Below are 25088 nucleotides of genomic sequence, written 5' to 3' on the forward strand. Positions count from 1 at the left end.
CGTACGTCAGCTTTTATGGTTCGCCATCATTTTTGAGGACATAAGCTGACGTAAAAAATTCATCCAGTACTGTTTTTCGGCACTTTTTTCCCGTTCTGTATGCCAAAAAATAGATTGAATCGTCTGGACAATAACATACCAGAACATGCGTTTTTGTAAATTTTCCGTCAGCTCTAATCCATAATTATGAAGCCATGCTTTCCATTCAACTTCCGGAACGTACCAATACAATAACATTCCAAGATCAAGAGCGGGATCGGCAATCATCGCCCCATCCCAATCGATTAAAAACAGCTCTTCCTGTTCGCTAATTAACCAATTATTATGGTTAATGTCGCAGTGGCAAACGACTTTATGTTCATATTCGATATGATCTTTTTCACGTGCTAAAAAATCGAAAGCGCTATGAATATCTTCCGGCAATTTCTCAATTCCCGACATTCTCGCTTGAATGTCTTTAAGAATAAGATCGGGACTTAGCGGTGTTTTGCCAAGTCTTTTTAACATTCCTAACAACTCAGTTGAACGATGAATTTTTCCTAATAATTCCGCAACAGGCTTTTTCAACATTTCAGATGCCTTTAGCTCTCTTCCATCCAACCATACTTGTGCTGTAATGACATCCCCATTGGCCAAACGTTTCGTCCATAATAGCTTTGGAACAATGCCTTCCGCAGACAATACAGCGAGAAAAGGTGACGAATTACGCTTAAGAAATAATTTCTGTTCTCCTTGCTGTGCCAAATAAGCTTCTCCTGTTGCCCCACCTGCAGATACAACTTCCCAATCTTCACCTAATATATATTCCAACCCGTTCACCTTCAATCTTTTGCGGAAAATTTCTATCCAATTACTTAACAGCAAGATTCCTCTACAAATTCATTATTTTATCATAAATCGATGCAAAATCGTACACTTTTCTTATCAATAGCGAAATCTATGCTGTTAAGAAGGCAGAAAGACAATCGTAAAGCTTAATGGGGATACGGTAATACGTGGTTCATCCAGTTTATATAAACCCGCCTCATTTATCCGGTCTCCTTCAACTGCAATGATCCACTTTGTCTCCCCCGGCAACTTGACCGTCCTTTCTTCCAGCGTTTGATTAAAAAGAACGATAATCTCTTTCCAACTGTCAATGGATTGGACAGACCGAATCCAATACGCAATGACTCCGTCCTGCTCGTTTTCTAAAAAAGAGACATGCTTTTTGATTTGTTCAGAGAAACGTATCCGAAAAGCGGCGTGATTTTTTCTGAGCTGGATAAGTTTCCTGAAGAAGTGCACATCATTTTCATAGTGCGCTTTTCGCATCCAATCCAACCGATTGACTGTATCCCCCGATTGATAACTGTTCGGATCGCCGAATTTCGTTCTGAAAAATTCCTGTCCGGCATGGATAAAAGGAACCCCCTGTGAAAGAAGGACAAAAGCCATTCCGAGCCGCTGGCGCCTCCTTCTTATTTGTTCCTCTTCATGCGGATGAATGATGGATAGTCGATCCCATAATGTATGATTATCGTGACATTCAATATAATTGATGCTCTGTCCCGGGTCAAGGAATAAGGAGTTGCAGTTTCCTGTCATGCATTCTTTAAGGTCGATCGTTTGAGAGGGATTCCCATCAATCCACCCTTCTCGTGAAGTCGTGAAAACATTTCCTTTTACTGTATCCCTAAACCGGTCATTAAAAAAGGAAATGCCAGGCAATTTTTTTGCTAAATCGATTTTCGCTTTTTTATTTTCATCCAAAAGGGTATTCATATTCCATCCTTCACCAAGAAGAAAAATCGAAGGATTAATGTTTGACAGCTCTTTTTGAATGAGATTCATCGTTTCAATATCATGAATCCCCATCAAATCAAAGCGGAAACCATCAACTTTGTATTCCGTCGCCCAATATTTGACGGAATCGATCATAAATTTTCTCATCATAGCCCGTTCCGACGCTGTATCATTTCCAACACCGGTCCCATTGATCGGATTTCCTCCACGATCGTACCGAAAATAGTAACCCGGAACAATTTTTTCAAAAGAAGATGCCTCGCGGATATACGTATGGTTATAAACAACATCGAAAATGACGCGTAAGCCTCTTTCGTGAAGGGCTAAAATTAATTGTTTCAATTCCTTAATGCGGCAAGCCGGATCAATCGGATCAGTAGAATACGAGCCTTCTGGGGCATTGTAATGAACGGGATCATATCCCCAATTATAATTCGGGTACTTGCCCAATTCATCTACGCTTCCAAAATCATTGACAGGCAATAATTCTACGTGTGTAATCCCGAGGGAAGTTAAATAATCCAGCCCTGTAACCGTTCCATTTGGCCCGGTCGTCCCTCCTTCCGTAAACCCGAGAAACTTCCCTTTCGACTGAATGCCGCTCTCAGGATGGATAGAAAAATCACGGACATGGACTTCATAAATAATGCTGTCGGTTTTTGAAATAGAGGGAAGACGATGAGCACGCTTCCAATTTTCCGGATCCGTTTTCGCCAGGTTCATTACAACTCCCCTTCTTCCATTAGCGGTAACCGCTTTAGCATAAGGGTCAACAGCTTCATTCGTTTGATGATTAACCCGGACGATATAACAATATTCTTTTAAATGGAAATCACCAGGCAGTTTAATATGCCACTCCCCACGAATCCCTCGTTCCATTGGATATTCCTTTACCGCCCCGGGCGACTCCCAAACTTTTAAACGGAGATTCGTTGCCGTCGGCGCCCATACTTTAAATTGTGTCCATTCGGGCGTATAAACCGCTCCTAAATCAGCTCCGTCATAAGCAAACCTCTTGTCAAATTCTTCTGTCCTGACTATCGCTCCTGTATTTAGCGGGTACGTTTCACCATGTGATCCTACAATAAAATAATCTTTGCCTAATGGAAGTTCTTCCTGAACATACATATGAAGCAAAAGACGTCCATCTCCCCTTTCCTCCGCTAATTTTAGAAGAGGATAAACCTTTGTATCATCTTTTACAAAAAAGGAGGATTCACCTATATCATCTGCATGAATGACTAACGTCACTTTTGAAAACGTATCTAAATAGGCTTCAAGTTGTATTGGTTTCTTAACATTTTGCATAGCAACAGAGGGTCCCTCCCCATGTATGACCTTTACTTTTAATATATTGCTTGCTTGTTAGAATGGTTATTGCCCCATATATAAAATCTATTTTTTGCCCAAAAGTAAAAAAAGTGTATCTATTTACATGATACACTCATACTAAAGACTTTAATCCATTTTAAATTTATTTCATTTTAAACAATGACGCGCGCCAACGGCAATCTTTTTTTATTCCAACCACTCCGGACGAAGGAGTGCATTTGTTACACAGTGCTTTAACATTCTGTCAACAAGCTTCAACTGATGGCTTTTTATCGGGCTTGGTTCTTTTTTTACCGAAACGAGCCAATCGGAAAACGTCCGCTTATCCACATATTCAGTCCCTTCCCAGCCTGATGGCTTATCGATAAATCCATCTTTCGCAACAATTGCCTTTTTTACTCGAAGTTGTTCTTTAAACGCTGCGATCCATTCATTTGTGCAATAGTGCATTCGCTGAAGAGAAAGATGCGGATTAACGATTTTTAACTTTCGGTCTTTATCTAGCTTGACCCAAAAGCGTTTCGATTGCTCCTGGAATATGGCATCATTCCCCTCGAGAAAAACAATCATCCAGATCAAACGAGGACCTACTACGATTATATCGAGCTGAACTGGAGCATTTTTTACTAGAAATACAGGATTAAAAAATAAAAAATAGTTGTCGGGCAGTTCGGTCGTAAGCCACTTCAACAGCCTATTATGTGCATATCGGGGATCGACTTTCGAAATTTCCCGAACGGTTGAACTCGCCCAATTTAATTGAAAATGATATAGTTGATTTTTAAATTGCTCGATTGTTTTTTCATTTTTGTTCTCGAGCTGTTGCAGCCTTTTTTTCTTTAGACGAATAAACTGCCCTTGATAGCGATAAAGATCTAATTCATAGCGAGATACATAATCTTCAAGTTTAACGAGCTGCGCCATCTATAAAACCCTTTCCTTTCTTGAACTTTTAATTTCCTTTGAAGCAAATTTTTTCGAGGATTTCATATTTCGGCGTTCGGTTAAGGTGAGTTTCATATAAAACGATATGTCGGACTTCAAAGCTTAACCCTTTAAGGGGGAGCAGCTGATTTTCAATCCATTTCACATCAAACGTTGCCTTTTCGCTATTCCACCGCTTAGCAAAGGTAATATGCGGCCTGTACGCTCTTTCCTCAAGCACAAATCCGGATTGCTTACAAGCCTGGCGGACTCTTTCCTGTAATGAGTATAAATAAGGTTCATGTTCCACGCTTCCCCAAAAAATCCTCGGTGCCCTTTCTCTTCCAAACGTTCCGATTCCTGAAAGTTGGAGAGAAAATGGTTCCTGATCAATAACCGCCCTGCGCAAGTTTTGGCAAAGAGAATGAATACGGTCCGGTTCTGTCTTTCCTAAAAAAGATAGCGTAATATGTAAATCGCTTGAATGAACCCATTGTTTAAATGGCAACTCCCTTTTTGCTTTTTCTAATTGCAATGATATTTTTTCTTTTATTAGTAATGGAAGTTCAATTGCTACAAATATATGCCGATTCACTGTAATCCCTCTTTCCCTCATTTAAATTTTAGCAAAAAAAAAGCGGCGAAAACACACTTGATTAAAACGACATTCTTTTCAATAACGTTTCCTATTTGATATACTTTATGAGCGTGAAAAAAAAATCAAACATTTAGGTTAATCATATAGGTGAAACGATGAATAAAAAACTTTTAACAAAAGACCAGTTCTCTCCTTATCTCTCTTTCTCACGGGAAGAATGGGCAAGTTTGCGCGATGTAACGCCGATGCCATTAACTGAAGAGGAGATCAAAAAACTTCAAGGATTAAATGAACAAGTCTCGGTAGAAGAGGTTAAAAATATTTATTTGCCGCTGTCAAGGCTCTTAAATCTTTATACAACAGCCTCGCAGCGGCTTCATCAAGTATCTAATACGTTTCTTTCGCGGAAAACGGAAAAAGTGCCATATATTATTGGGATTGCCGGCAGTGTTGCGGCAGGAAAAAGCACAACGTCAAGAATCATCCAGGCTCTCCTTTCCCGCTGGCCGGATCATCCAAAAGTTGAACTTGTAACGACAGATGGGTTTCTTTATCCGAACCGGATTTTAGAGGAAAGAGGCATTTTAAACCGTAAAGGGTTTCCCGAAAGTTATGATATTCGCCGTCTTGTAAAATTTCTATCCGATGTAAAATCGGGATGTTCCCATTTAGAAGTTCCTATTTATTCCCATTTGGCGTACGATATTTTACAAGATGAAATGCAAGTCATCAATCAACCCGATATTTTAATTGTCGAAGGAATCAATGTCCTCCAAGTATCCAAAGGGGGGGAATCTGCTTCTATTCCGCAAGTCTTCGTTTCGGATTTCTTTGATTTTTCGATTTATGTTGATGCAAAAGAAGAGGATTTAGAGCACTGGTATACGGAGCGTTTCAAACTTTTAAGAGAAACAGCCTTTCAAAATCCAGCTTCTTATTTTCACCGCTATGCCCAATTATCAAATGAAGAAGCATTAAAAGTAGCCCGGCAAATTTGGAAAGACATCAATGAAGTAAACTTGCAAAAAAATATTTTGCCTACGAAATTCCGCGCGCAACTGATTTTAGAAAAAGGATTTGACCATTCCGTAACCGGCGTAAAGTTAAGAAAAATGTAAAACGAGAAAACAGCCAACTGGAAAGTGGCTGTTTTCTCCCCCCTTTATTTAGCAAGCTCATAAATGGCCTGGGCATAAATCGCTGCAGCCTTGATTAAATCTTCCACATACATATATTCATCTTTCTGGTGGGCGACATCTTCCCGCCCTGGAAATAATGCGCCAAACGCCACTCCCGCATCAAGTGACCGTGCATATGTACCACCACCGATGGCGATAGGCTTGCCATCCTCACCTGTTTGTTCTTCATAAACCCGTTTCAACGTTTGTACAAGAACATGATCCTCACTTACATAATGTGGATTGCTGTTACTCAAGATCTCACAGCTCCATCCTTTTTCTTTCGCCGCCTTGTCCAATTGGCTAATCAAGACATCACTGCGATGCTTGACAGGATAGCGAATATTAATCGAAACCTGCCCGCCATCTCCCCGCGTATACGAAAATACACCCGGATTGACAGTCAACTTGCCGCTTACCTCATCCTCAGCTGCTACATTTAACTTTTTTCCGTAATGGTCATCTAAAAAGGAATCTGTTATAAATTTCAAATAGGCTGTTCCCGTTTGATCAAGCGTAATATTAGATAAAAATTTTGCTAGCATAACACCTGCATTGACACCACATTCCGGAGTGCTACCGTGGGCGGAAGTTCCTTCAAGGTGAAGGACGAGGTTTCCGTTCTCACGAAAGGCGGTTCCTTTTACGTTTTCTTGAGTAAGAAATTCTTGATACTTTTCTTCGATTCCTGAAATGTCGGAAAGTACGGCTTTCGCTAAATCCGGTACCATGTTTAAGCGGCGGCCGGATAAAAATGATAATAATGCAGGTGTTTCCGATTGAATTTCTTTAGTGGCTTTTAATGTAATTTGAGCATTGCATATTCCTTTTTCCGCATGAATAATTGGGAAATCGGCATCAGGGGCAAAACCCATAGACGGCATTTCTTCATGTTTAAAATAATGATCAACACAGCGCCATTTACTTTCTTCATCGCCGCCAATAATCATGCGAACCCGCTTGGATAATGGAAGATTAAGCTCTTGAATAATTTTCATTCCATAGAAGGCGGCCATTGTTGGACCTTTATCATCACTTGCTCCCCGTGCGATGATCTTCCCGTCTTTTATTACTCCCTTATAAGGGTCAACAGACCAGCCATCCCCTTCTGGAACGACATCAAGGTGACAAAGGATGCCTATTAAGTCTTCACCTTGTCCGATTTCTAAATGTGCGGCATACCCATCTACATTTTTGGAACCCATTCCCGCTCGTTCACCGAGGGATAAAAGATAATCCATCGCTTTTTTAATATCTGGTCCAAACGGTGCTCCTTCACTTGCATTTTCCTCATCCAGCACACTTTTAATTTGAAGAAGCCCCTGCAAATCTTTTAATAATTGTCCTTTTCGTTGCTCGACTTCATCGCGCCAGTTGATTTTCCCCATTGATCTCTTCCTTTCTTTACAGTGTTGTAACGAAAATCATCAATTTCTAGTTTATTTTACCTCATTTCAAATGTTTTTGTGAAAATTTGTAGAAATTTGCCGATAATATTTGCGAATACTTTAATTATGTTGTATAATATCGCGTAAATAGGAGGTGTGGTCTATGGGATGAACAGATGCTCCATAATCGGGGATGTCGTTTTAGCTGCCAAGCCACAATCACCAGAGATGCAATTTACGAAAATAACGTGTTCAAAAATGGTCAATACTAGCTCTAATTTGTTTTGAACATTGATGTGGGCTATAGCAGCGAAGAACCGACAGAGGGTTTCTTCGCTTTTTTAATACTTTTAAAAAATATAATGAAATTGCAAGAAAAATTAAACAGTTTTTTCATACTTATTTAACAATAGAGCGTCTATACTGTAGTATGAAACCATTAAAAACGTAGGGAGTGGTTTTTTGAGTCCTTCAACTGACCGAATGTTAACCCGTGTTAAAGCCATGTATCTTTTTATCCGGAAGAAAGGAACTGTTACAACACGAGAACTAGTTGAAGAATTTGGAATCACGCAACGAACCATCCAACGCGATTTAAATGTATTAGCATACAATAATTTAGTGAAAAGTCCTAGTCGGGGCATCTGGCAACCGACTTCAAAAAAAGTTAAAGTATCATAAACCGCTAAAGCGTTTTTCTACTAAGGAAAGCTCCCTATGCTTTACACAGGGAGCTTTCCTTATCTTGTCTTTAGCGGAATATCATTGATCTCTTCTACTAACTGATCCTTCATAACCGGTGAAACGATCCATTTTTCATTGAGCCAATCCACTTTTCCTTCCAGTGGCATATATTTGGTTCCTTCTCCCAACAATTTCGACCAGAACCCTTCGGAAAGCTCAAATCCGACCGCTTTCATCGATCTTGTTTCAAACAGGATATCTTTAATTTTCCCAATCTTTTCGCCATCGGCCATCTCAATTTCCCAATTTTTCAATTGTCCGGCAGGGAAACAATTTTCCGTTTCTTCGGTTTGCCGTTCATTCCCTTTATATAAAATAACATTATCAATCGAAACGATTTCATCCACTGGTATATAGAACGTCTCTTTTACATATTCCTGACCGGCAATCGGCGGCATCCTTCCTGGAATTCCAGCATTTGCTGCACCTAATCCATTCGTCGCTGCGATCACGTTTTCAACCAATCGGTTATCCGGTTCATTTAAGGCTTCTTTTTTTCTCTCTTCAATCAGGGCTTTCTCTGTAAAGGCCAGACAACATAAGGAATAGTCATTTTTGTTAAGTAAAATACTGCTTAACTCAATATTTGTCTTACCGGTATGTTGATGTACAACTTTCATATTTAACAGATCTTTCCCTTTGATCAACATGAACCTTTCCTCCTTTAAGCTAATCAGAAGCCCTTACATTCCCATCGCTTCTCTTAAAGAAGATATACCCCGAAAAAGATTTTTACAAACTTACTTTTCTTTTAACGCTTCCACTTCATCCTCTGTCAACTCGCGGTATTCCCCTAATTCAAGTGACTCATCAAGGGACAAATTCCCCATTTTTATTCGTTTTAAATATCGCACTTTCTTTCCGACGGCCGCAAACATTCGCTTTACTTGATGGAATTTCCCCTCAGTTATGACAAGTTCAATCTCCGATGTCCCCCCCGAACGCAAGATCGTTAAATCTCCCGGCTTTGTTTTGTAGCCGTCGTCCAATAGAACCCCTTCTTTAAAAGCGGACACATCATTTTCATCGACACGTCCTTCAATGATCGCGTAGTACGTTTTTGGCACATGTTTTTTCGGTGATAAAAGAGCGTGGGATAGTTGCCCATCGTTTGTTAATAACAATAGCCCTTCCGTATCTTTATCTAACCGGCCAACAGGAAATGGGGCAAAATGTCTATCCTCTTCTGAAAGCAAATCAATAACGGTCTCTTGTTGCACGTCTTCCGTTGCAGAGATCACGCCCTGTGGCTTGTTCATCATTAAATAAATAAACTCTTTGTAAACAACTTTTTCTCCAAGTAAAAAAATCGTTTGCTCAACGGGGTTGACTTGTGTCTTTCCATCTTTTATGACAGTCCCCTCAACCTGTACGGCCCCTGACTTTAAAAGCTGCTTGACTTCTTTTCTACTGCCGAAGCCCATATTCGATAAAAGTTTATCAAGACGCACTCATCTCACCTCATACATAAGTCATGATTATTTTTTCCTATAAATTTGTAAAATTATGTTTTATACTGGATGAAACGTGGTATTTTACTCTTATAAGGGGGAAAGAACTATGAAACGCAAAATCGGGTTGCTTGCAACGGCAAGAAAAAAAGCGGACGAGCCTGCAGCCGCTATCGATTTATACATAAGTCCTTTGTTTCAAAAGTCGGTTCGATATGCCGTGCAAAACTATGATGATTTCTATTTATTTAGCGCAAAAGAAGGGCTCTTACAGAAAAACCAGTTTATTTATCCTTATAATGTTTCGATTAAAAATTTCAGCTTAAAAGAAAAACAAGAATGGGCAAAAAAGGTCATTTCCAAACTCCGTGAATTCGAGAGACCGGATCTTTGTATCATCTACCTTCATGGCGGCTGGGTGTACCGTGAATTCCTGCAGCCCGAACTCGAAAAGAACGGGTATGCCTATGAAGTTCCGTTAGAAGGATTAGGCATAGGAAAACAGCTTAATTGGTATGACTTACATATTAAGTAAGAAAGACCATAGCACTTGTTTCTCTTACGAGGTGAGAAGTGAGAGGTTGGATTAGACTAAATTGGTGAAATGCCAATTTTTCACTTTTTAAGAAAGCAGGTCGATGCTCCGACCTGCTTTCTACCCTCGCTGTTGTTTTCTTTTTTTCAAAAATGCCAACCGATCGCCAAATATAATTCCGAGCAAGCCTGATCGGTAGCTTAAGAAAAAATAGACGAGAGCACCAAGCCCAGCTCCTACAATTAAAGTGAAGATGGAGCTCCATTTTGTATATTCCCCGCCAAACATCGCAAGAAGCGGTATTTTCACGAGCCACACGATGAACGCCATAATAAACGAAAAGAGCAGGATGAGCACTGTTCTCCGATACACCCATTTATACGAAAAGTTCCCATACTTTTTAATGACGATTAAATTCAGGCCGACTGATACGATATAACCGCCATTTGTCGCCATTAATGAACCGATTCCTTCAAACCAATGAATGAACGGTTCATTAAATACCATTTTAAATAAAACACCGAGCAGCATGCTTAATAATGCAAATTTTTGTTTATTCAAGCCCTGTAAAATTGCCGCTGTAATTGTAAACAATGCAAAAAGGATCGCTGTCGGCGAGTACCATTGAAGCAGCTGCCCACCAAAATGGTTCATATCTTTAATCGAAAATAATGTGCCGTATGCAGGATAAGCAAGGACAGACAAGCCAATTGCAGCCGGTACGGTTAAAAATAAGACGATTTGAAAGGTTTGCGAAATGTTTTTATTTAAAGCCTTATAGTCATCCTTTACATACGCCTGTGTAATAATAGGAATCAGTGTAAGAGCAAACGCAGTTGCCAATGATACAGGAATCATCACCAGTTGATGAGCGGTCTGCGTCACAATGGCGACAACATTCTCTGCCGCGCTTTGCTTATATCCGTCTTGTTCAAGCGCCCTCACTACTGTAAATTGATCGACCATTTTATAAAGCGGAATTGCAATGCCGACCGCAACGAATGGAATGGCATAAGTAATCGTTTCTTTATACATTTGCGCAAGTGAAATGTTAGAATTTACTTTATTCTCTTTATAAAGTTTTTGCAAATGCGGACTTCGTTTTTTCCAATACCAGAGAAGCACAATTAATCCGCCAACCGCTCCAATCGTTGCGGCAAATGTAGCAAGCCCTACAGCCGTCGTAATTTCACCATGAAACACTTTAATGACGACGAAGCTTCCAACAATGATAAAGACAATCCGAATGATCTGTTCAATAACTTGTGATACCGCTGTCGGACCCATCGACTGAAACCCCTGGAAATACCCGCGGATTAAGCTCATCGATGGAACGATGATCAATGCCGTGCTGACCATCCGAATGACAAACGTAATATCTTCCTGACTGTTCCCCTGCGTTCCGCTTCCGCCGACAATCCGCGAAGAAAGGAATGGAGCAATTGTAAATAGAACGATAAAGGCTAAAAAGCCCGTTAAGGTCATTAACAATAACCCGGTTTTTAAAAGCCTTCTCCCTGTATTGTAATCGCCCAGCGCATTGTACTTGGAAACAAATTTTGAAACCGCTAGCGGGACGCCCATTGTCGCAATACTTAGCAAAATCGTATAAGGATTGTACGCATACGTATATAGTGCTACACCTTTCAATTTGACTAAATACGTAAACGGAACGATATAGATCATCCCAATGAATTTTGAAAAGAAAGTTGCAATCGTTAATATAAATGTTCCTCTTAATAATCGAGACATTGATTCCTCTCCTACAACTACCAAACTGCTTGAAGTCTTCTTTAAGGCAATACTAGTATTGTATCACATCTTCCCGCATTCGAGAAAAATGTCGATAATTCTTACAAAAAAATTAGTTGGAAGCGGTAGATGTCGATTTCTTTTTTTGGCGAAACTATGATATCGTTTGTCTATATATACATAGGTGGGATTGTAATGAAAACAGACGTTATTGTTATTGGCGGAGGTCCATCAGGGTTGATGGCGTCCGTTGCCGCAGCAACTCAAGGAGCCCGTGTGCTGCTCATTGATAAAGGAGATAAACTTGGAAGAAAGCTTGCCATTTCCGGCGGAGGGCGGTGCAATGTAACAAACCGGCTTCCTGTCGCTGAAATCATTAAACACATTCCGGGAAATGGCCGCTTTTTATACAGTGCGTTTTCAATTTTCAACAATGAGGACATTATCGCATTTTTCGAAGGGCTTGGAATGCGGTTAAAGGAAGAAGATAATGGGCGGATGTTTCCCGTCAGCAATAAAGCGAAGGATGTCGTTGATGCACTGCTCGACAAAGTAAAATCACTCAATGTACTAATTCGTACGAATGCTCCTGTGAAAACGATTAACTTTTTAGAAACCGGAAAAAAAGAAGTTGTCTTAAAAAGCGGCGAAGTGTTATCCGCTTCGGCCGTTATCGTTGCTGTCGGGGGCAAGTCCGTTCCACATACTGGATCGACGGGTGACGGCTACGCGTGGGCGAAAAAAGCGGGTCATACGATTACGGAACTTTATCCGACAGAAGTTCCAATCACATCAAAAGAGAAATTTATAATGAAAAAAGAGTTGCAAGGATTGTCATTAAGAGATATTCAGTTATCCGTCTGGAATCCTAAAGGCAAACCAATCATTTCGCATCGCGGGGATATGTTGTTCACCCATTTCGGCATTTCTGGCCCAACAGCGCTCAGATGCAGCCAATTTGTCGTAAAAGCGCGAAAAAAATTCAATGTGGATGAGATCACGATGAGCCTCGATGTATTTCCGGATAAGAATGAGGAAGAATTGTTTCAAGAAGTGACAAAGCTATTGAAAAACGAGCCGAAAAAAGCGGTCAAAAACGTGTTGAAAGGATTTTTGCCTGAACGTTATTTGTTGTTTTTATTAAACCGGGCGGAAATCGGGCATGAAACAACATTTGAGCATTTGCCGAAACAAAACTTGCGCCAATTCGTCGCTTTCTTAAAAAAGTTTCCATTTCAAGTAAACGGTACGCTTTCCATTGAAAAAGCGTTTGTGACGGGTGGCGGGGTGTCGATTAAAGAAATCCATCCGAAGACGATGGAATCCAAAATAAAAGACGGGCTTTATTTTTGCGGAGAAATTCTCGACATTCACGGCTATACTGGTGGATACAACATTACCGTCGCTTTCGTCACCGGGCATTTGGCCGGAACAAATGCAGCGTTAGGAAAGAACATGTAAGGGAAGTCGGCTTATTCGATTTCCCTATTCTCGATAAATGATCATTGCGGAATACGAGTAAATCGTTTCATCTTCGTCGTCTTTTAAACTATCGCTAATGGCAACCTGGTATTGGATCTCTTTAAGCTGGGGTTCTGTTATCGTCTCAAGAAACGCGTTAACCGCTTCTTCAAGGTCTTCCTCATGTTCCTCGTCAAACAGCTTCACTTTGAGCATTTTCAGCACCTCCTGCATGAAAATTTCAACCAGGAGCCTGTCGAATCCTTTGTAGGAAATTGACTAGTTTTGCAATCAAAAAACACCTTCTGGCTAACTTTACAGAAGGTGTTTTTCAACTTACTCCGCTTTATTATATTTCAGCATGCCGCCAACCATGTTTTTTACCTTATAACCATGATCCTGCAAGAACTGGCATACCCGTTCACTGCGTCCACCGGAACGGCAAATGATAATATGTTCCTCATCTTTGTCGATCTCATCCAAACGTTCCGGAATATCGCCCATTTTGATATGCTTCGCTTCCGGAATTTTCCCTTCCGCTACCTCTTCATCTTCACGAACGTCGATAAGAGATACTTTTTTACCTTCTTTCAAAAGTTCTTTTACTTCGTCTGTTGTAATTGTCGGTACTTGTTGTTCCATTTTATCATCCTTCCATTTGTTTTCATTCCTTTATTTTTCATGTTCAGAGGATGAAAGTCAAGTTTGCAGCTGAAGTTTGAATTCATTTTTAAAACTATTCATATTCGAACATTCTTATTAGTTTTGTTGATATAATGTAAACAATCATTAATTTCCCCGGAGGATGGAATGAATCCCGAACCACGAATTACACGCAGACAGTTTTTAAAAAAAAGTAAAAAATTGCTTCTTGGTGCAGCTGTTATTTTAGCAACCGGCTCTTATTCTACTTTAATCGAGCCGTTTTGGATTGAAATAAAAAAAGTTCATATTAAAATAAATAACCTTCCTCCTGCTTTTGATGGATTTAAGATCATCCATTTTAGCGATATTCATCTCGGCTTTCATTTTCAGCCCGGACACTTGCCGAAAATCGTAAATATGATTCATCGATTAGAACCCGATCTTATTTGTTTTACCGGCGATTTACTAGATACTATTCATTCACTAGACGCATTGCCTAATTCTATTTCTTCACTTCAGCACCTAAATGCTCCTTTTGGCAAGTTAGCTGTTTTAGGGAACCATGACTATATGGCCGGAGTTGATCGGGTATCCCAAGGACTTAGACAGTCGGGATTTCAGTTATTAATTAATGAAAATACGGTAGTTAGCAAAAAGGGAGATCTTCTATTTATAAGCGGGATTGATGACAGCCTGTTCGGGTATCCATCTCTTGAAAAAGCAACAGCAAACGTTCCGGATAATGCGTGCCACATTCTATTATCCCACGAACCTGATATTGCCGAGATTAGTAGCCGATACCGGATTGATCTTCAGCTCTCCGGCCATACTCATGGCGGACAAGTCCGTCTTCCTTTTGTCGGGCCAATTCTTACTCCTGACCTCGGAAAAAATTACGTTTCAGGATTATACCGGGTGAAACATTCTAACTTGCAAGTGTACACGAACCGGGGAATAGGAACGACCCATTTGCCTATTCGTTTTTTATGCCGCCCCGAGATCACGCTCATTACCCTTGAAAAAGCTAAGGACCGCAGGTGAGCGGTCTTTTTAGTTTGCAGGAAACCCATCTTCTACTCATTATTCCGCCAATTCCAATAATATTTCCGCCGAAATTGGTCATAATTCCGCCGATTTAAGGCAGTATTCCGCCAAAGGAAAAGACCGCTCATTATAAGCGGTCTTTTGGACTTAATTCGCAACGATATTGACGAGTTTGCCTGGTACGGCGATCACTTTACGAACCGTTTTTCCTTCAATGTTGCTTTGTACGCTTTCATGGTTCAACGCAACTTCTTCCATTTCCTCTTTCTTCAAATCAGCAGGAACATTAATCTTCGCTTTCACTTTCCCGTTAATTTGTACAACGATTTCGATTTCTTTCTCAACGAGCTTCGACTCATCCCAGATTGGCCATGAGCTATAGGCGATTGTTTCATTGTGCCCTAGCTTCTCCCATAGCTCTTCACAAATGTGCGGAGCGATTGGGGACAATAGCTTCACAAAACCTTCCATGATCTCTTTCGGCAATCGCTCTTGCTTATTTGCCTCATTGATAAATACCATCAATTGTGAAATAGCTGTATTAAAGCGAAGTCCTTCAAAATCTTCCGTTACTTTCTTCACCGTTTGATGATACACTCGCTCGAACGCTTCAGTCGGTTCGACCTCTTGAATCGCCGGATGAAGCTCACCTTCTTCAGTTACATATAATCGCCATACACGGTCAAGGAATCGGCGGGCACCATCTAACCCTGTCGTGCTCCAGGCGATGGATGCGTCAAGCGGTCCCATGAACATTTCATACAATCTTAGCGTGTCTGCTCCGTGGCTCGCGATAATTTCGTCAGGGTTGACGACATTCCCTTTCGATTTGCTCATTTTTTCATTGTTTTCACCAAGAATCATGCCCTGGTTGAATAGACGCTGGAACGGTTCCTTCGTTGAAACTACACCAAGATCATAAAGCACTTTATGCCAGAAACGGGCATACAATAGGTGAAGGACCGCATGTTCAGCACCTCCGATATAAATATCGACCGGAAGCCAGTGCTTTAATTTTTCTGGATCGGCCAGCTTTTCGCTATTATTAGGGTCGATGTAGCGAAGGTAATACCAGCAGCTGCCCGCCCATTGCGGCATTGTGTTCGTTTCGCGGCGGCCTTTTTTACCGGTTACCGGGTCAACGACATTCACCCAATCTTCAACATTTGCAAGTGGCGATTCTCCGGTTCCGGAAGGCTTAATTTCATCCACTTGAGGCAATGTAAGCGGAAGCTCTTCTTCAGGAACAGTTGTCATTGTTCCGTCTTCCCAGTGAATGACCGGAATGGGCTCGCCCCAGTAGCGCTGGCGCGAGAACAACCAATCGCGAAGGCGGTATGTGACTTTCTTTTCGCCTTTTCCTGTTTCTTCAAGCCAGGCGATCATTCTTTGAATCGCTTCATCTTTTCTAAGACCGTTAAGGAATTCAGAGTTAACGAGTTCTCCGTCCTCCGTATAAGCGGCTTTTGAAACGTCCCCGCCTTTAACGACTTCGATAATAGGCAAGTCAAACTTTTTCGCAAATTCATAGTCACGCTCATCATGCGCCGGGACCGCCATAATTGCGCCTGTTCCGTAGCTTGCTAGCACATAATCGGCGATCCAAACCGGAATTTTCTTGCCGTTTACCGGGTTAATCGCATAAGCCCCGGTAAATACGCCGGTCTTCTCTTTTGAAAGCTCAGTCCGTTCAAGATCGGATTTTGACGCCACTTTTTCTTTATACGTTTGTACAGCTTCTTTCTGCTCGTCTGTCGTAATTTCATCAACGTAACGATGTTCCGGTGCAAGCACCATATACGTCGCTCCGAACAATGTATCCGGACGGGTCGTAAATACAGTCACTTCTTTGTCATGGCCGTCGATCGCAAAGTGCACTTCAGCCCCTTCAGAACGTCCGATCCAATTGCGTTGCATTTCTTTCAAGCTTTCCGGCCAGTCAAGTTCTTCAAGGTCTTCAAGTAGCCGGTCAGCATAAGCGGTAATTTTCAACATCCATTGTCTCATCGGCTTTCGAACGACCGGATGTCCGCCGCGTTCACTTTTCCCATCGATGACCTCTTCATTTGCAAGAACCGTTCCTAATGCTTCACACCAGTTCACCGGCACTTCGTCCACATAAGCAAGGCCTTTTTTAAACAATTGAATGAAAATCCACTGCGTCCATTTGTAATAATTTGGATCTGTCGTGTTGATTTCGCGGTCCCAATCGTATGAAAAACCGAGCTCTTTAATTTGCCGGCGGAACGTATTTATATTTTTCTCTGTAAATTCTGCCGGATTGTTCCCGGTATCAAGCGCGTATTGTTCGGCAGGAAGACCGAATGCGTCCCACCCCATTGGATGAAGGACATTATAATCTTGCATCCGCTTCATACGAGAAACGATATCTGTCGCCGTATAGCCTTCCGGATGTCCGACATGAAGTCCGGCACCAGAAGGATAAGGAAACATGTCTAGCGCATAAAATTTCTTTTTGCCGATCTCATCCTTCGTTTTGAACGTTTTATTTTTTTCCCAATAGGCTTGCCATTTCGCCTCTATTTTTCTGTGGTTGTAATACATAGGTAAACTCTCCTCCATCTTATTGACTTACACTGCTCCTTGCGAGCGATCTTTTTGTTAGAATTAAAAAAACCTCCCGTCCCAATAATAGGGACGAAAGGTTGTTTCATTCAAAAAACCTGCCGCGGTACCACCCACATTAGCACTCAAGCTGAGCGCTCGCTCAATTTCCCTTAACGCGGATATACGGCAAGCATTACTTTGCATTTTCACACTTGCAACTTCGAGGCGAGTTCAAAAAGATCCGGGATTGACTTGCACCGACCGTCAATTCTCTACTTCCCTGTTCTTATTTACTACTCCTCATCATCGTCTTTTCAATTCATCATTATTATTAATTAGTATTTTATGAATGTTACAGAAAAATGTCAAGAAAATTTAAAAACAGTATCGCCTGAACTAGCATATTTTATACATCAGCTAAAGAAAGGATATACAATCGAAGTCAAGCTGCTAATGACGACTGTGATCGCGTTTTGCAAAACATTGAAAAAATATTGGTTTAATGGTGTTATGATGATAATGAAGAAAAGCAAAATACCAAAGTGTTCAAAACGCATCATCGCCTGCCTGATTGTATCCGGGGCCAGTTCCTCCAGCACGCGATAACCGTCGAGCGGTGGAAGCGGAAATAAATTGAAAACGAATAAAAGGACATTCAATTTAATAATATTCGTAATTAAATCATTGATCATTTGCAATTTATCTAATGATACGTTTTGTAAAATGCCAGTATGAAAAAGGGCATAAAACACAATAATACCGATGAACGCAACGATTAAATTGCTTAAAGGGCCAGCGATGGAAACAAGAATGCTATGAAGGTGCGGCCGTTTAAAGTTTCGGCGGTCAACCGGAACAGGTCTTGCCCAGCCAAAACCTGCAATTAGAATCAATATCGTGCCAATCGGATCGATATGTGACACCGGCGAGAGCGTCAATCTTCCTAAATTTTTTGCCGTCGGATCCCCGCATTTATAAGCGACGAGTGCATGGGCGTATTCATGGACGGTAAAACCGATGACAAAAGCAATAATTACATAAGGCAACTCTTGCAACGAAAAAGCTAAAAATTGTTCCATAATTCTCTCCCAACGATTTAGTTTCCTATTTATTATAAGCGATCACCTTCTATATTCCTATTGACAAAATACGAAATTAAAATCCGCTGTTAAATGAAACAGCGGACTTCATTATTTAAATATCCAAAGGCTTCTCTTTTACTTTGATAGAAGGGATCAGGCGATCAAACGCCTGGGTTACTAGCATCGATAGAATAAAAAATCCAAAAATGATGCCAAAAAGTGTATTCATTCCAAATTGGTCAACAATAAATCCACCAAAAACCGGGCCGATCATTCTACCAGCGGTTGCCGTGCTGTTGACAACTCCTTGATAAAATCCCGCCCGTCCGTCAGGTGCAAGTTCATTTGCGATAGAAGGGATGCCCGGCCAGACAAACATTTCCCCAATTGTCAAAATCAGCATGGCTATTAAAAATCCGCTAAACGCGTGAGCGGTACTGACGACGATAAACGAGACGATAAAAATAGAATAACCTATCATAATTTGTGCTTTTGATGAATGAATCCACTTTTTCAAGACTACATTCAAAAAAGGCTGCCCGAGCACAATAACAGCACCGTTGACCGTCCATAATAAACTATATTGCTTAAGGTCGATGCCAATTTCCTGAGTGTGTGAGGCTATAGAGGAAGTCCATTGAACATAACAAATCCAAGCCAACAAATACCCTGTACATAAAACAAGCAATGCTTTGAATACGCTTTTGTTTTTAATTCGTTTGTTTTGGGTAAGCACACTTTCCGGTGATACCGCATGGAGAGCAGTTCCCATGCCCCTATAACCAAAAATGACCAAAAGCAAAAAGACGATCACTAATAGCGTATTGCCGATAAAAGACCATTCAAAAGAAATTGAAGCTGCTAAACCGCCAATTGCGGCACCGACCGCAACGCCGACGTTTTGCGCAACATATATGGCATTAAAAGCTTTTCTTCCCCCTTCTTTCCAAACCGTTCCCGCCATGGCAAACATCGCCGGAAACGTAACGCCGCTTCCAAACCCGATAATGGTGAGCAATATCGCATACGGTAGAAAGCTGTGAAAAAATACAAGAGTAATTAATGATGCCGTAGTAATGCTTAATCCAATGATAACGGTTTTATACCCGCCAAATTTATCAAACAACGTTCCTCCGATTAAATTGCCGATTACTCCCGCACCCGAGTTCAACATAAGAACAATTCCTGCAACCGTTAATGATCTTCCCAGATGGTCATGCATGTAGATCGTATTTACCGGCCATAAAAACGATGTTCCTGTTACATTAATCATCATTCCGATCACTAAGAGCCAGACTGCTTTTGGCATGATGCTCTCCCCCACTTCTCCAATATCCTTCTGTATTGTAGTTCTTTTTCTATTCAATGACAATTAACTTTACTCCATTTCCAAAAATTATCTCGTTCTCATCCGTTTGGAATATGGAGACTGGCATGTTACAATGGCAGGTAGTGCTTTTTTCTATTTTCAACAAAAGCATTACTATGGAAAGGAGTTGTTTGTTGTGGCTCACGTAACAAAAGTTCCAGCACACTTTGGCGATAAGCGTTTTTATACATGGAATCAACATTTAAAGGAGCACTTTGGTGAAAAAATTATTAAAATTCCGCTTGATGGCGGTTTTGATTGCCCGAATCGGGACGGCAAGGTAGCTTATGGCGGATGCACCTTTTGCTCCCAGAGTGGATCCGGTGATTTTGCCGGAGATCGCCGGGACGATATTATTACTCAATTTAATACCGTAAAAGAGAGAATGCATCAAAAGTGGAAAAAAGGAAAATATCTCGGGTACTTTCAGGCGTTTTCCAATACGTATGCTCCTGTAGAAAAGCTGAAGGAGATGTATGAAACGATTCTCGAACAAGAAGGTGTCGTCGGCCTTTCAATCGCAACGCGCCCGGACTGTCTTCCTGATGATGTGGTCGAATATCTTGCCGATTTAAATAAACGGACGTACCTCTGGGTCGAACTTGGCCTTCAAACCGTTCACGAGCGTACAGCTCTCCTTATTAACCGGGCACATGATTATCCAACATATGTTGAAGGCGTCAATAAACTCCGAAAGCATAACATTCGCGTCTGTTCCCACATTATTAACGGCCTGCCGCTTGAAACACCGGAAATGATGATGGAAACGGCCCGTGAAGTAGCAAAATTGGATGTTCAAGGAATCAAGATTCATCTTTTGCATTTATTAAAGAAAACGCCAATGGTCAAACAGTACGAACAAGGACTATTAGAGTTTCTCGATTTCGATACGTATGTCGGGCTTGTTTGTGACCAGCTTGAAATTTTGCCGCCGGATATGATGATCCACCGGTTGACAGGCGACGGACCTCCCGACTTGATGATCGGACCGATGTGGAGCTTAAAGAAATGGGAAGTCTTGAATGCGATTGAAGATGAATTAAAACGAAGAGATAGTTTTCAAGGCAAATTTTATCAACCTGCGGTGAAAGTGCAATGAAGCTACAAGGAATATTACCTTTTGCAAGAACGTTGCTTGCCTCAGCTGTCGGGGAAGGTGATATTGCGGTCGATGCAACTTGCGGTAACGGCAATGATACACTCTTTTTAGCCAGACTTGTCGGTAAAGATGGCCATGTTTTCGGATTCGACATTCAAATTGAGGCAATCGCGGCCACGAATCATAAACTGGAAGTTAATAACTGCCGCCAGAACGTAACCTTATTCCACGCTTCACACGCCGAATTAAAAAACTATATTCCTGACACGATGAAAGGGAAAATAAAAGGCGCTGTGTTTAATCTCGGTTATCTTCCCGGCGGGAATAAAACGATCGTAACAAAAGGCGACTCGACCATTTCTGCAATTGAAAGTCTTCTTGAGCTAATGGGAAAAGAAGCGGTTATCGTTCTTGTCATTTATCATGGACATGAACAGGGGAAGGTCGAACGGGATGAAGTAATGGCATATGTCAAGAGCCTTGATCAACAAGCTGTTCACGTTCTCCAATACGGATTCATTAATCAAAAAAACAATCCGCCGTTTATCGTGGCGATTGAAAAAAGATAAAGCTCTTTCCTTTGGGCGAGGAAAGAGCTTTTCTTATCCTGATGACATCTTCAGTCGTTCGTACAGTTTTCTGTTTAAATAAAAAAATAAAGTTGAGCCGCCGCCAAGTCGAATAATTTTATCTGCCGCTTCTTTCGTTTGCTGATCTTTCCTTACTTTTTGATCCGCTAAGTATATGCCAAGAAGGCCGCGATTGATCAGCCGGTGAAATTTATAGTTCGGAAGAGTGCGAATGCTTTTGTCGGCCTGTTTGACAAAGTGGGTAAAACGCTCCAGTAAATGCTGATTGTTATCATAGTATGAACAAAAGTTCAAATCCCCTCCTAATCGATCTTCTTCTTGATCGACTAAGTAATCAAGCAAAATATGGAGGCCCTGAACCCATGGGAAGTAACCTTCCTTAACTGTATGTACCAACTCTTTCGAACATTGATTGCCAAATGCATATGACACTAAACAAAAAATTCCGAGTGTAGAGCCGGCACAGGCCGAAAACTCATACCAGCTCATTTCCGGCAAAGACTTTTGATGCTTCGAATGCCACGCCTTTAATCGAGGAACCCGTTCATCAACCTTCACATGTTTATGAACTTGCAGGTCGCAATAGTAACGGGCCAATTCAATTAATGCATCATGTATGAAATGAAACTTCGGTGCTTTTTCTAAAACATCCTGGCATGTCTCTACAAGTGCTGATAAATAACCGCCATCATCTTGTTCCGCACGATATCGATAATAGTTCACATGAATGGCGCCCGGTGTTAGCGCATGAATCATCGACTCGTGCAATGCTTCAAAATCAACCGGATCAAGAGACGTACTGCGGTCACATAAATTATCAAGATAATCGCTGATCGTTTGATAAGCGACGACAAAACGAATAACCTCATCTTTATGTTCGCCGGATAGCAATGCAAAAATGGAACCGCCTTCACAGTGGAACGTTTTTGTGTCAATGCTGGCGAGTGCTTGTTTTCTTAATTCTTCATTCGGAATCGTATTCGCTCGCTCTTTCCATTTCCTAAGATAAAAGGAGACAGTTGGAAAGATATCGCGGTAAATTCTATACATAAGTGTCCATGGCTGCTCTGGTACATTCATTCTTTTCACTCCTTGCTCCAAACCAATTGTCTCCCTACTATAAATGCATGGATAAATACGTCACAAAATAACGAAAAACGTCATCGCGCTCCGGCTCATTTAACACTTCATGATATAGCTTTGGATATTCTTTATACGCCTTTTCTGTTAACTCTAACCGATTAAACCATCCGCGCACTTCGTATTTATTGACAATGCGATCTTCTCCCGCCTGCATGATTAAAAGCGGAACATCCGGGAAACGCTTCACCGTTTCATTGGCGATTTTCATTGCTTGAACTAACTCTCTATACCATCTAACCGATACTTTTTTTACAAGTAGCGTATCTTCCGCGTCCCTTAACCTTACTTCTTCATTTCTCGTTGCACTTTCAGGCTCAATATTGGCTGCAAACCGTACGGACGGAGCAATTTTATTAAGCACTCTCGATAATGCTTCCTTCCCTTTGGATGGCGGATTGACAAGTCCAAGACATGGAGAAGATAGAACGACGGCATTGACTGTAAACCTTTTTTCTGTAATCGCACGGATCGTTGCAAGACCCCCGAGACTATGTCCAAAAAGGAAAACTGGCAATTGGTATTTATTAGCTTCAAGCATCCACTGTTCAATCGTCTCTATATATTCATCAAATGAATCAATATGCCCTCTCCTTCTTGTTGTCGTGCCCTGGCCGGGCAAATCGCCCATAATGCAATGAAACCCTGACTCATTCAACTTTCTTATAACCCATTCATAGCGGCCGTGATACTCTCCAGCACCATGAACAATCACAACGACTCCTTTCGCTTGTTCTTTTGATTCCCATCGCCACATATTCTTTACCCCCTTCTGTTATATTTTTCACTTTGGTAAACTAATATAAGAGTCAAAAAAAATTGAGGATGTGAGACGATGATTTACCCTTTTCATGATAAAAATCCTGTTATTAGTAAAACCGCTTTTATTGCTGATTATGTAACAATTACAGGCGATGTCACCATTGGCGACTATAGCTCGATCTGGTTCAATACTGTCATTCGCGGGGATGTGGCCCCGACCATTATTGGAAATGGCGTCAACGTCCAGGACAATTCCGTTCTTCACCAGAGCCCGAACAATCCGCTTATTCTCGAGGACGGTGTGACGGTTGGACATAGTGTTATATTACATAGCTGCATGATCAGACAAAACGCCTTAATTGGCATGGGTTCACTCATTTTGGATGGCGCTGAAATCGGTGAAGGTGCCTTTATTGGAGCGGGGAGCCTTGTTTCTCAAGGAAAGAAAATCCCGCCCAATACATTGGCCTTCGGACGCCCGGCAAAAGTTATTCGTGAATTAACCTCGGAAGACATACAGGATATGAACCGAATTCGCCGTGAATACAAGGAAAAAGGTCAATATTATAAATCATTGCAATCTAAGCGTTAAACTCAATTTGATTGCCGTCAGGATCACAAACAAACACTTGATGCCATCCTGTCTGGCTGTTCGTTTTATTTAAATAAGGAATTTGATGATGATCAAGAATTTTCAATAACTTATCCATATCCTTCACCCGTATGGCAAAATGGCCATCCCGGCTGTCCAGGTCCGTCGTCCCCCTTCGCGCTTTTCCTTTTGGATGAACAATTAAATGCAATTGTGTGTTGCCAAAATCATACCAAACACCCGGAAAGTCGAATTGGGGACGTTCCTTGCTTTGCTTGAATCCAAGTATACCTTCATAAAAATACAATGCCTTTTTCAAGTCGGTAACAAGCAATGACACATGATGAATTCCTTCGTACATTCCATCCACTCCTTATTTTCCAACCCTGGTAATCACTTATTTTACCATACTTCCATATAAATGATTGAATTTTTACCTTCTCAATAATCTTTTGTTAGCGATTTTTTGTCATGTTGGAAAAGTCCTTCCTAATAGAAATAATAGAGAGTGTAAAACAGGAGGTGCAAGCCAGGCATGAACACTAAAGGAACAAAAACGTACATTCCCTATCATAGTCCGTATGATCCGTGTGATCCGATCGGAAAAAAGTATTATTCTACCCCGCCAAACCTTTATATGGGGTTTCAGCCTTATAATCTTGAACAATTCTCCCCGAAAGAAGCATTAAAAAAAGGAACGTTATGGCCCGCCTTTTATGATTATTATGAAAATCCTTATGAAAGAAAATCGTAAAGGGGTGAGATGACATGGCCCAATTACCTGCAGAATTTTATCAATTGATGGAAGAACTGCAAGCCGTTGATTTTGTATTAGTGGAATTAACTCTTTATCTTGATACACACCCTGAAGATACAAACTCCATTCATCAATTTAATCAATTTGCACAAACGAGAAAAAAGCTGAAACGCGCAATTGAATCGAAATACGGCCCGCTTCAACAGTTTGGCAACAGCTATGCCGGTGCCCCGTGGAACTGGGACAGCCCACCATGGCCGTGGCAACTTTAACTTCTGATTCAACAACAAGG

General features: G+C 41.2%; 26 protein-coding genes and 1 other annotated feature. Of the genes, 10 read left to right on the top strand and 16 right to left on the bottom strand.

Annotated features, from left to right (window positions below; all coding sequences use genetic code 11):
- Positions 1 to 6 precede the first annotated feature (6 nt).
- From H538_RS0104730 to thpR, 4 genes are all read right to left on the bottom strand, one after another.
- Entirely contained in the window at positions 7 to 825 is an 819-nt protein-coding gene (locus tag H538_RS0104730; RefSeq protein ID WP_026676631.1) for a phosphotransferase family protein, read from the bottom strand.
- Between the two features lie 120 nt (positions 826 to 945).
- A complete protein-coding gene (gene pulA / locus H538_RS0104735; protein ID WP_026676632.1) occupies positions 946 to 3093 on the bottom strand; it encodes a type I pullulanase in 2148 nt (715 codons plus the stop codon).
- A gap of 210 nt (positions 3094 to 3303) precedes the next feature.
- A complete protein-coding gene (locus tag H538_RS0104740) occupies positions 3304 to 4041 on the bottom strand; it encodes a hypothetical protein (protein ID WP_026676633.1) in 738 nt (245 codons plus the stop codon).
- Between the two features lie 28 nt (positions 4042 to 4069).
- Complete coding sequence (gene thpR / locus H538_RS0104745; RefSeq protein WP_026676634.1) at positions 4070 to 4636, bottom strand: RNA 2',3'-cyclic phosphodiesterase; 567 nt, start codon at positions 4634 to 4636, stop codon at positions 4070 to 4072.
- Between the two features lie 158 nt (positions 4637 to 4794).
- On the opposite strand from thpR, the gene coaA reads away from it, so the two are divergent.
- Entirely contained in the window at positions 4795 to 5757 is a 963-nt protein-coding gene (gene coaA / locus H538_RS0104750) for a type I pantothenate kinase (RefSeq protein WP_026676635.1), read from the top strand.
- Positions 5758 to 5801: 44 nt separating this feature from the next.
- Here the strand turns inward: coaA and pepV are convergent, their stop codons facing one another.
- A complete protein-coding gene (pepV, locus tag H538_RS0104755) occupies positions 5802 to 7205 on the bottom strand; it encodes a dipeptidase PepV (protein ID WP_026676636.1) in 1404 nt (467 codons plus the stop codon).
- Between the two features lie 462 nt (positions 7206 to 7667).
- On the opposite strand from pepV, the gene H538_RS0104760 reads away from it, so the two are divergent.
- Positions 7668 to 7886: a DeoR family transcriptional regulator gene (locus H538_RS0104760; protein WP_026676637.1), complete on the top strand. Its 219-nt coding sequence runs from the start codon at positions 7668 to 7670 to the stop codon at positions 7884 to 7886.
- 59 nt (positions 7887 to 7945) lie between these two features.
- Here the strand turns inward: H538_RS0104760 and H538_RS0104765 are convergent, their stop codons facing one another.
- Positions 7946 to 8599: a PRC-barrel domain-containing protein gene (locus tag H538_RS0104765; RefSeq protein WP_026676638.1), complete on the bottom strand. Its 654-nt coding sequence runs from the start codon at positions 8597 to 8599 to the stop codon at positions 7946 to 7948.
- Between the two features lie 90 nt (positions 8600 to 8689).
- Positions 8690 to 9400 carry a pseudouridine synthase gene (locus H538_RS0104770; protein WP_026676639.1) on the bottom strand — a complete coding sequence of 237 codons (711 nt, stop codon included), beginning with the start codon at positions 9398 to 9400 and terminating at the stop codon, positions 8690 to 8692.
- Positions 9401 to 9509: 109 nt separating this feature from the next.
- On the opposite strand from H538_RS0104770, the gene H538_RS23070 reads away from it, so the two are divergent.
- Positions 9510 to 9935, top strand: coding sequence for a DUF6884 domain-containing protein (locus H538_RS23070; protein ID WP_035350093.1), 426 nt, complete (start codon positions 9510 to 9512; stop codon positions 9933 to 9935).
- A 120-nt stretch (positions 9936 to 10055) separates the two neighbouring features.
- Here H538_RS23070 and H538_RS0104780 read toward each other — a convergent pair whose 3' ends face one another.
- The gene (locus H538_RS0104780) at positions 10056 to 11687 is read right to left on the bottom strand and encodes a putative polysaccharide biosynthesis protein (RefSeq protein ID WP_026676640.1); all 1632 of its coding nucleotides are present in this window, start codon (positions 11685 to 11687) and stop codon (positions 10056 to 10058) included.
- Positions 11688 to 11882: 195 nt separating this feature from the next.
- On the opposite strand from H538_RS0104780, the gene H538_RS0104785 reads away from it, so the two are divergent.
- Positions 11883 to 13148, top strand: coding sequence for a BaiN/RdsA family NAD(P)/FAD-dependent oxidoreductase (locus H538_RS0104785; RefSeq protein WP_026676641.1), 1266 nt, complete (start codon positions 11883 to 11885; stop codon positions 13146 to 13148).
- Between the two features lie 24 nt (positions 13149 to 13172).
- Here H538_RS0104785 and H538_RS0104790 read toward each other — a convergent pair whose 3' ends face one another.
- Entirely contained in the window at positions 13173 to 13364 is a 192-nt protein-coding gene (locus H538_RS0104790) for a sporulation protein Cse60 (RefSeq protein WP_026676642.1), read from the bottom strand.
- A gap of 120 nt (positions 13365 to 13484) precedes the next feature.
- Entirely contained in the window at positions 13485 to 13790 is a 306-nt protein-coding gene (locus H538_RS0104795) for a rhodanese-like domain-containing protein (RefSeq protein WP_026676643.1), read from the bottom strand.
- A 168-nt stretch (positions 13791 to 13958) separates the two neighbouring features.
- On the opposite strand from H538_RS0104795, the gene H538_RS0104800 reads away from it, so the two are divergent.
- Complete coding sequence (locus tag H538_RS0104800; protein WP_026676644.1) at positions 13959 to 14834, top strand: metallophosphoesterase; 876 nt, start codon at positions 13959 to 13961, stop codon at positions 14832 to 14834.
- Positions 14835 to 14984: 150 nt separating this feature from the next.
- On the opposite strand, the gene leuS is transcribed toward H538_RS0104800, so the two are convergent.
- The 3 genes from leuS to H538_RS0104815 all read right to left on the bottom strand — a co-directional run bounded on the left by leuS (position 14985) and on the right by H538_RS0104815 (position 19796).
- Positions 14985 to 17402, bottom strand: a complete 2418-nt coding sequence (gene leuS / locus H538_RS0104805; protein WP_026676645.1) for a leucine--tRNA ligase — start codon at positions 17400 to 17402, stop codon at positions 14985 to 14987.
- A gap of 86 nt (positions 17403 to 17488) precedes the next feature.
- Positions 17489 to 17721: a binding site (T-box leader), on the bottom strand.
- 97 nt (positions 17722 to 17818) lie between these two features.
- Entirely contained in the window at positions 17819 to 18484 is a 666-nt protein-coding gene (locus H538_RS0104810; RefSeq protein ID WP_026676646.1) for a site-2 protease family protein, read from the bottom strand.
- Between the two features lie 115 nt (positions 18485 to 18599).
- Positions 18600 to 19796 carry an MDR family MFS transporter gene (locus tag H538_RS0104815; RefSeq protein WP_026676647.1) on the bottom strand — a complete coding sequence of 399 codons (1197 nt, stop codon included), beginning with the start codon at positions 19794 to 19796 and terminating at the stop codon, positions 18600 to 18602.
- 196 nt (positions 19797 to 19992) lie between these two features.
- Here H538_RS0104815 and mnmL point away from each other — a divergent pair, with 196 nt between their 5' ends.
- Both mnmL and mnmM read left to right on the top strand, forming a co-directional pair.
- Complete coding sequence (gene mnmL / locus H538_RS0104820) at positions 19993 to 20955, top strand: tRNA modification radical SAM protein MnmL/YtqA (protein ID WP_026676648.1); 963 nt, start codon at positions 19993 to 19995, stop codon at positions 20953 to 20955.
- Complete coding sequence (gene mnmM / locus H538_RS0104825; RefSeq protein ID WP_026676649.1) at positions 20952 to 21524, top strand: tRNA 5-(aminomethyl)-2-thiouridylate-methyltransferase MnmM; 573 nt, start codon at positions 20952 to 20954, stop codon at positions 21522 to 21524. The genes mnmL and mnmM overlap by 4 nt, the downstream gene beginning before the upstream one ends.
- 33 nt (positions 21525 to 21557) lie before the next feature.
- On the opposite strand, the gene H538_RS0104830 is transcribed toward mnmM, so the two are convergent.
- Both H538_RS0104830 and H538_RS0104835 read right to left on the bottom strand, forming a co-directional pair.
- On the bottom strand, positions 21558 to 22625 hold the full coding sequence (locus tag H538_RS0104830; RefSeq protein ID WP_026676650.1) for a tetraprenyl-beta-curcumene synthase family protein: 1068 nt from the start codon (positions 22623 to 22625) through the stop codon (positions 21558 to 21560).
- A gap of 37 nt (positions 22626 to 22662) precedes the next feature.
- A complete protein-coding gene (locus tag H538_RS0104835; RefSeq protein ID WP_026676651.1) occupies positions 22663 to 23442 on the bottom strand; it encodes an alpha/beta hydrolase in 780 nt (259 codons plus the stop codon).
- Between the two features lie 78 nt (positions 23443 to 23520).
- On the opposite strand from H538_RS0104835, the gene H538_RS0104840 reads away from it, so the two are divergent.
- A complete protein-coding gene (locus H538_RS0104840) occupies positions 23521 to 24039 on the top strand; it encodes a gamma carbonic anhydrase (protein WP_026676652.1) in 519 nt (172 codons plus the stop codon).
- Here H538_RS0104840 and H538_RS0104845 read toward each other — a convergent pair.
- Entirely contained in the window at positions 24029 to 24400 is a 372-nt protein-coding gene (locus tag H538_RS0104845) for a VOC family protein (RefSeq protein ID WP_026676653.1), read from the bottom strand. The two genes, H538_RS0104840 and H538_RS0104845, sit on opposite strands and share 11 nt — an antisense overlap.
- A gap of 174 nt (positions 24401 to 24574) precedes the next feature.
- On the opposite strand from H538_RS0104845, the gene H538_RS0104850 reads away from it, so the two are divergent.
- Positions 24575 to 24793, top strand: coding sequence for a spore coat associated protein CotJA (locus H538_RS0104850; RefSeq protein WP_026676654.1), 219 nt, complete (start codon positions 24575 to 24577; stop codon positions 24791 to 24793).
- A gap of 14 nt (positions 24794 to 24807) precedes the next feature.
- Positions 24808 to 25068, top strand: coding sequence for a spore coat protein CotJB (locus tag H538_RS0104855; protein WP_026676655.1), 261 nt, complete (start codon positions 24808 to 24810; stop codon positions 25066 to 25068).
- Positions 25069 to 25088: the final 20 nt, after the last annotated feature.

The organism is Fictibacillus gelatini DSM 15865 (genome assembly GCF_000430745.1).
GTDB classification, from domain to species: domain Bacteria; phylum Bacillota; class Bacilli; order Bacillales; family Fictibacillaceae; genus Fictibacillus_A; species Fictibacillus_A gelatini.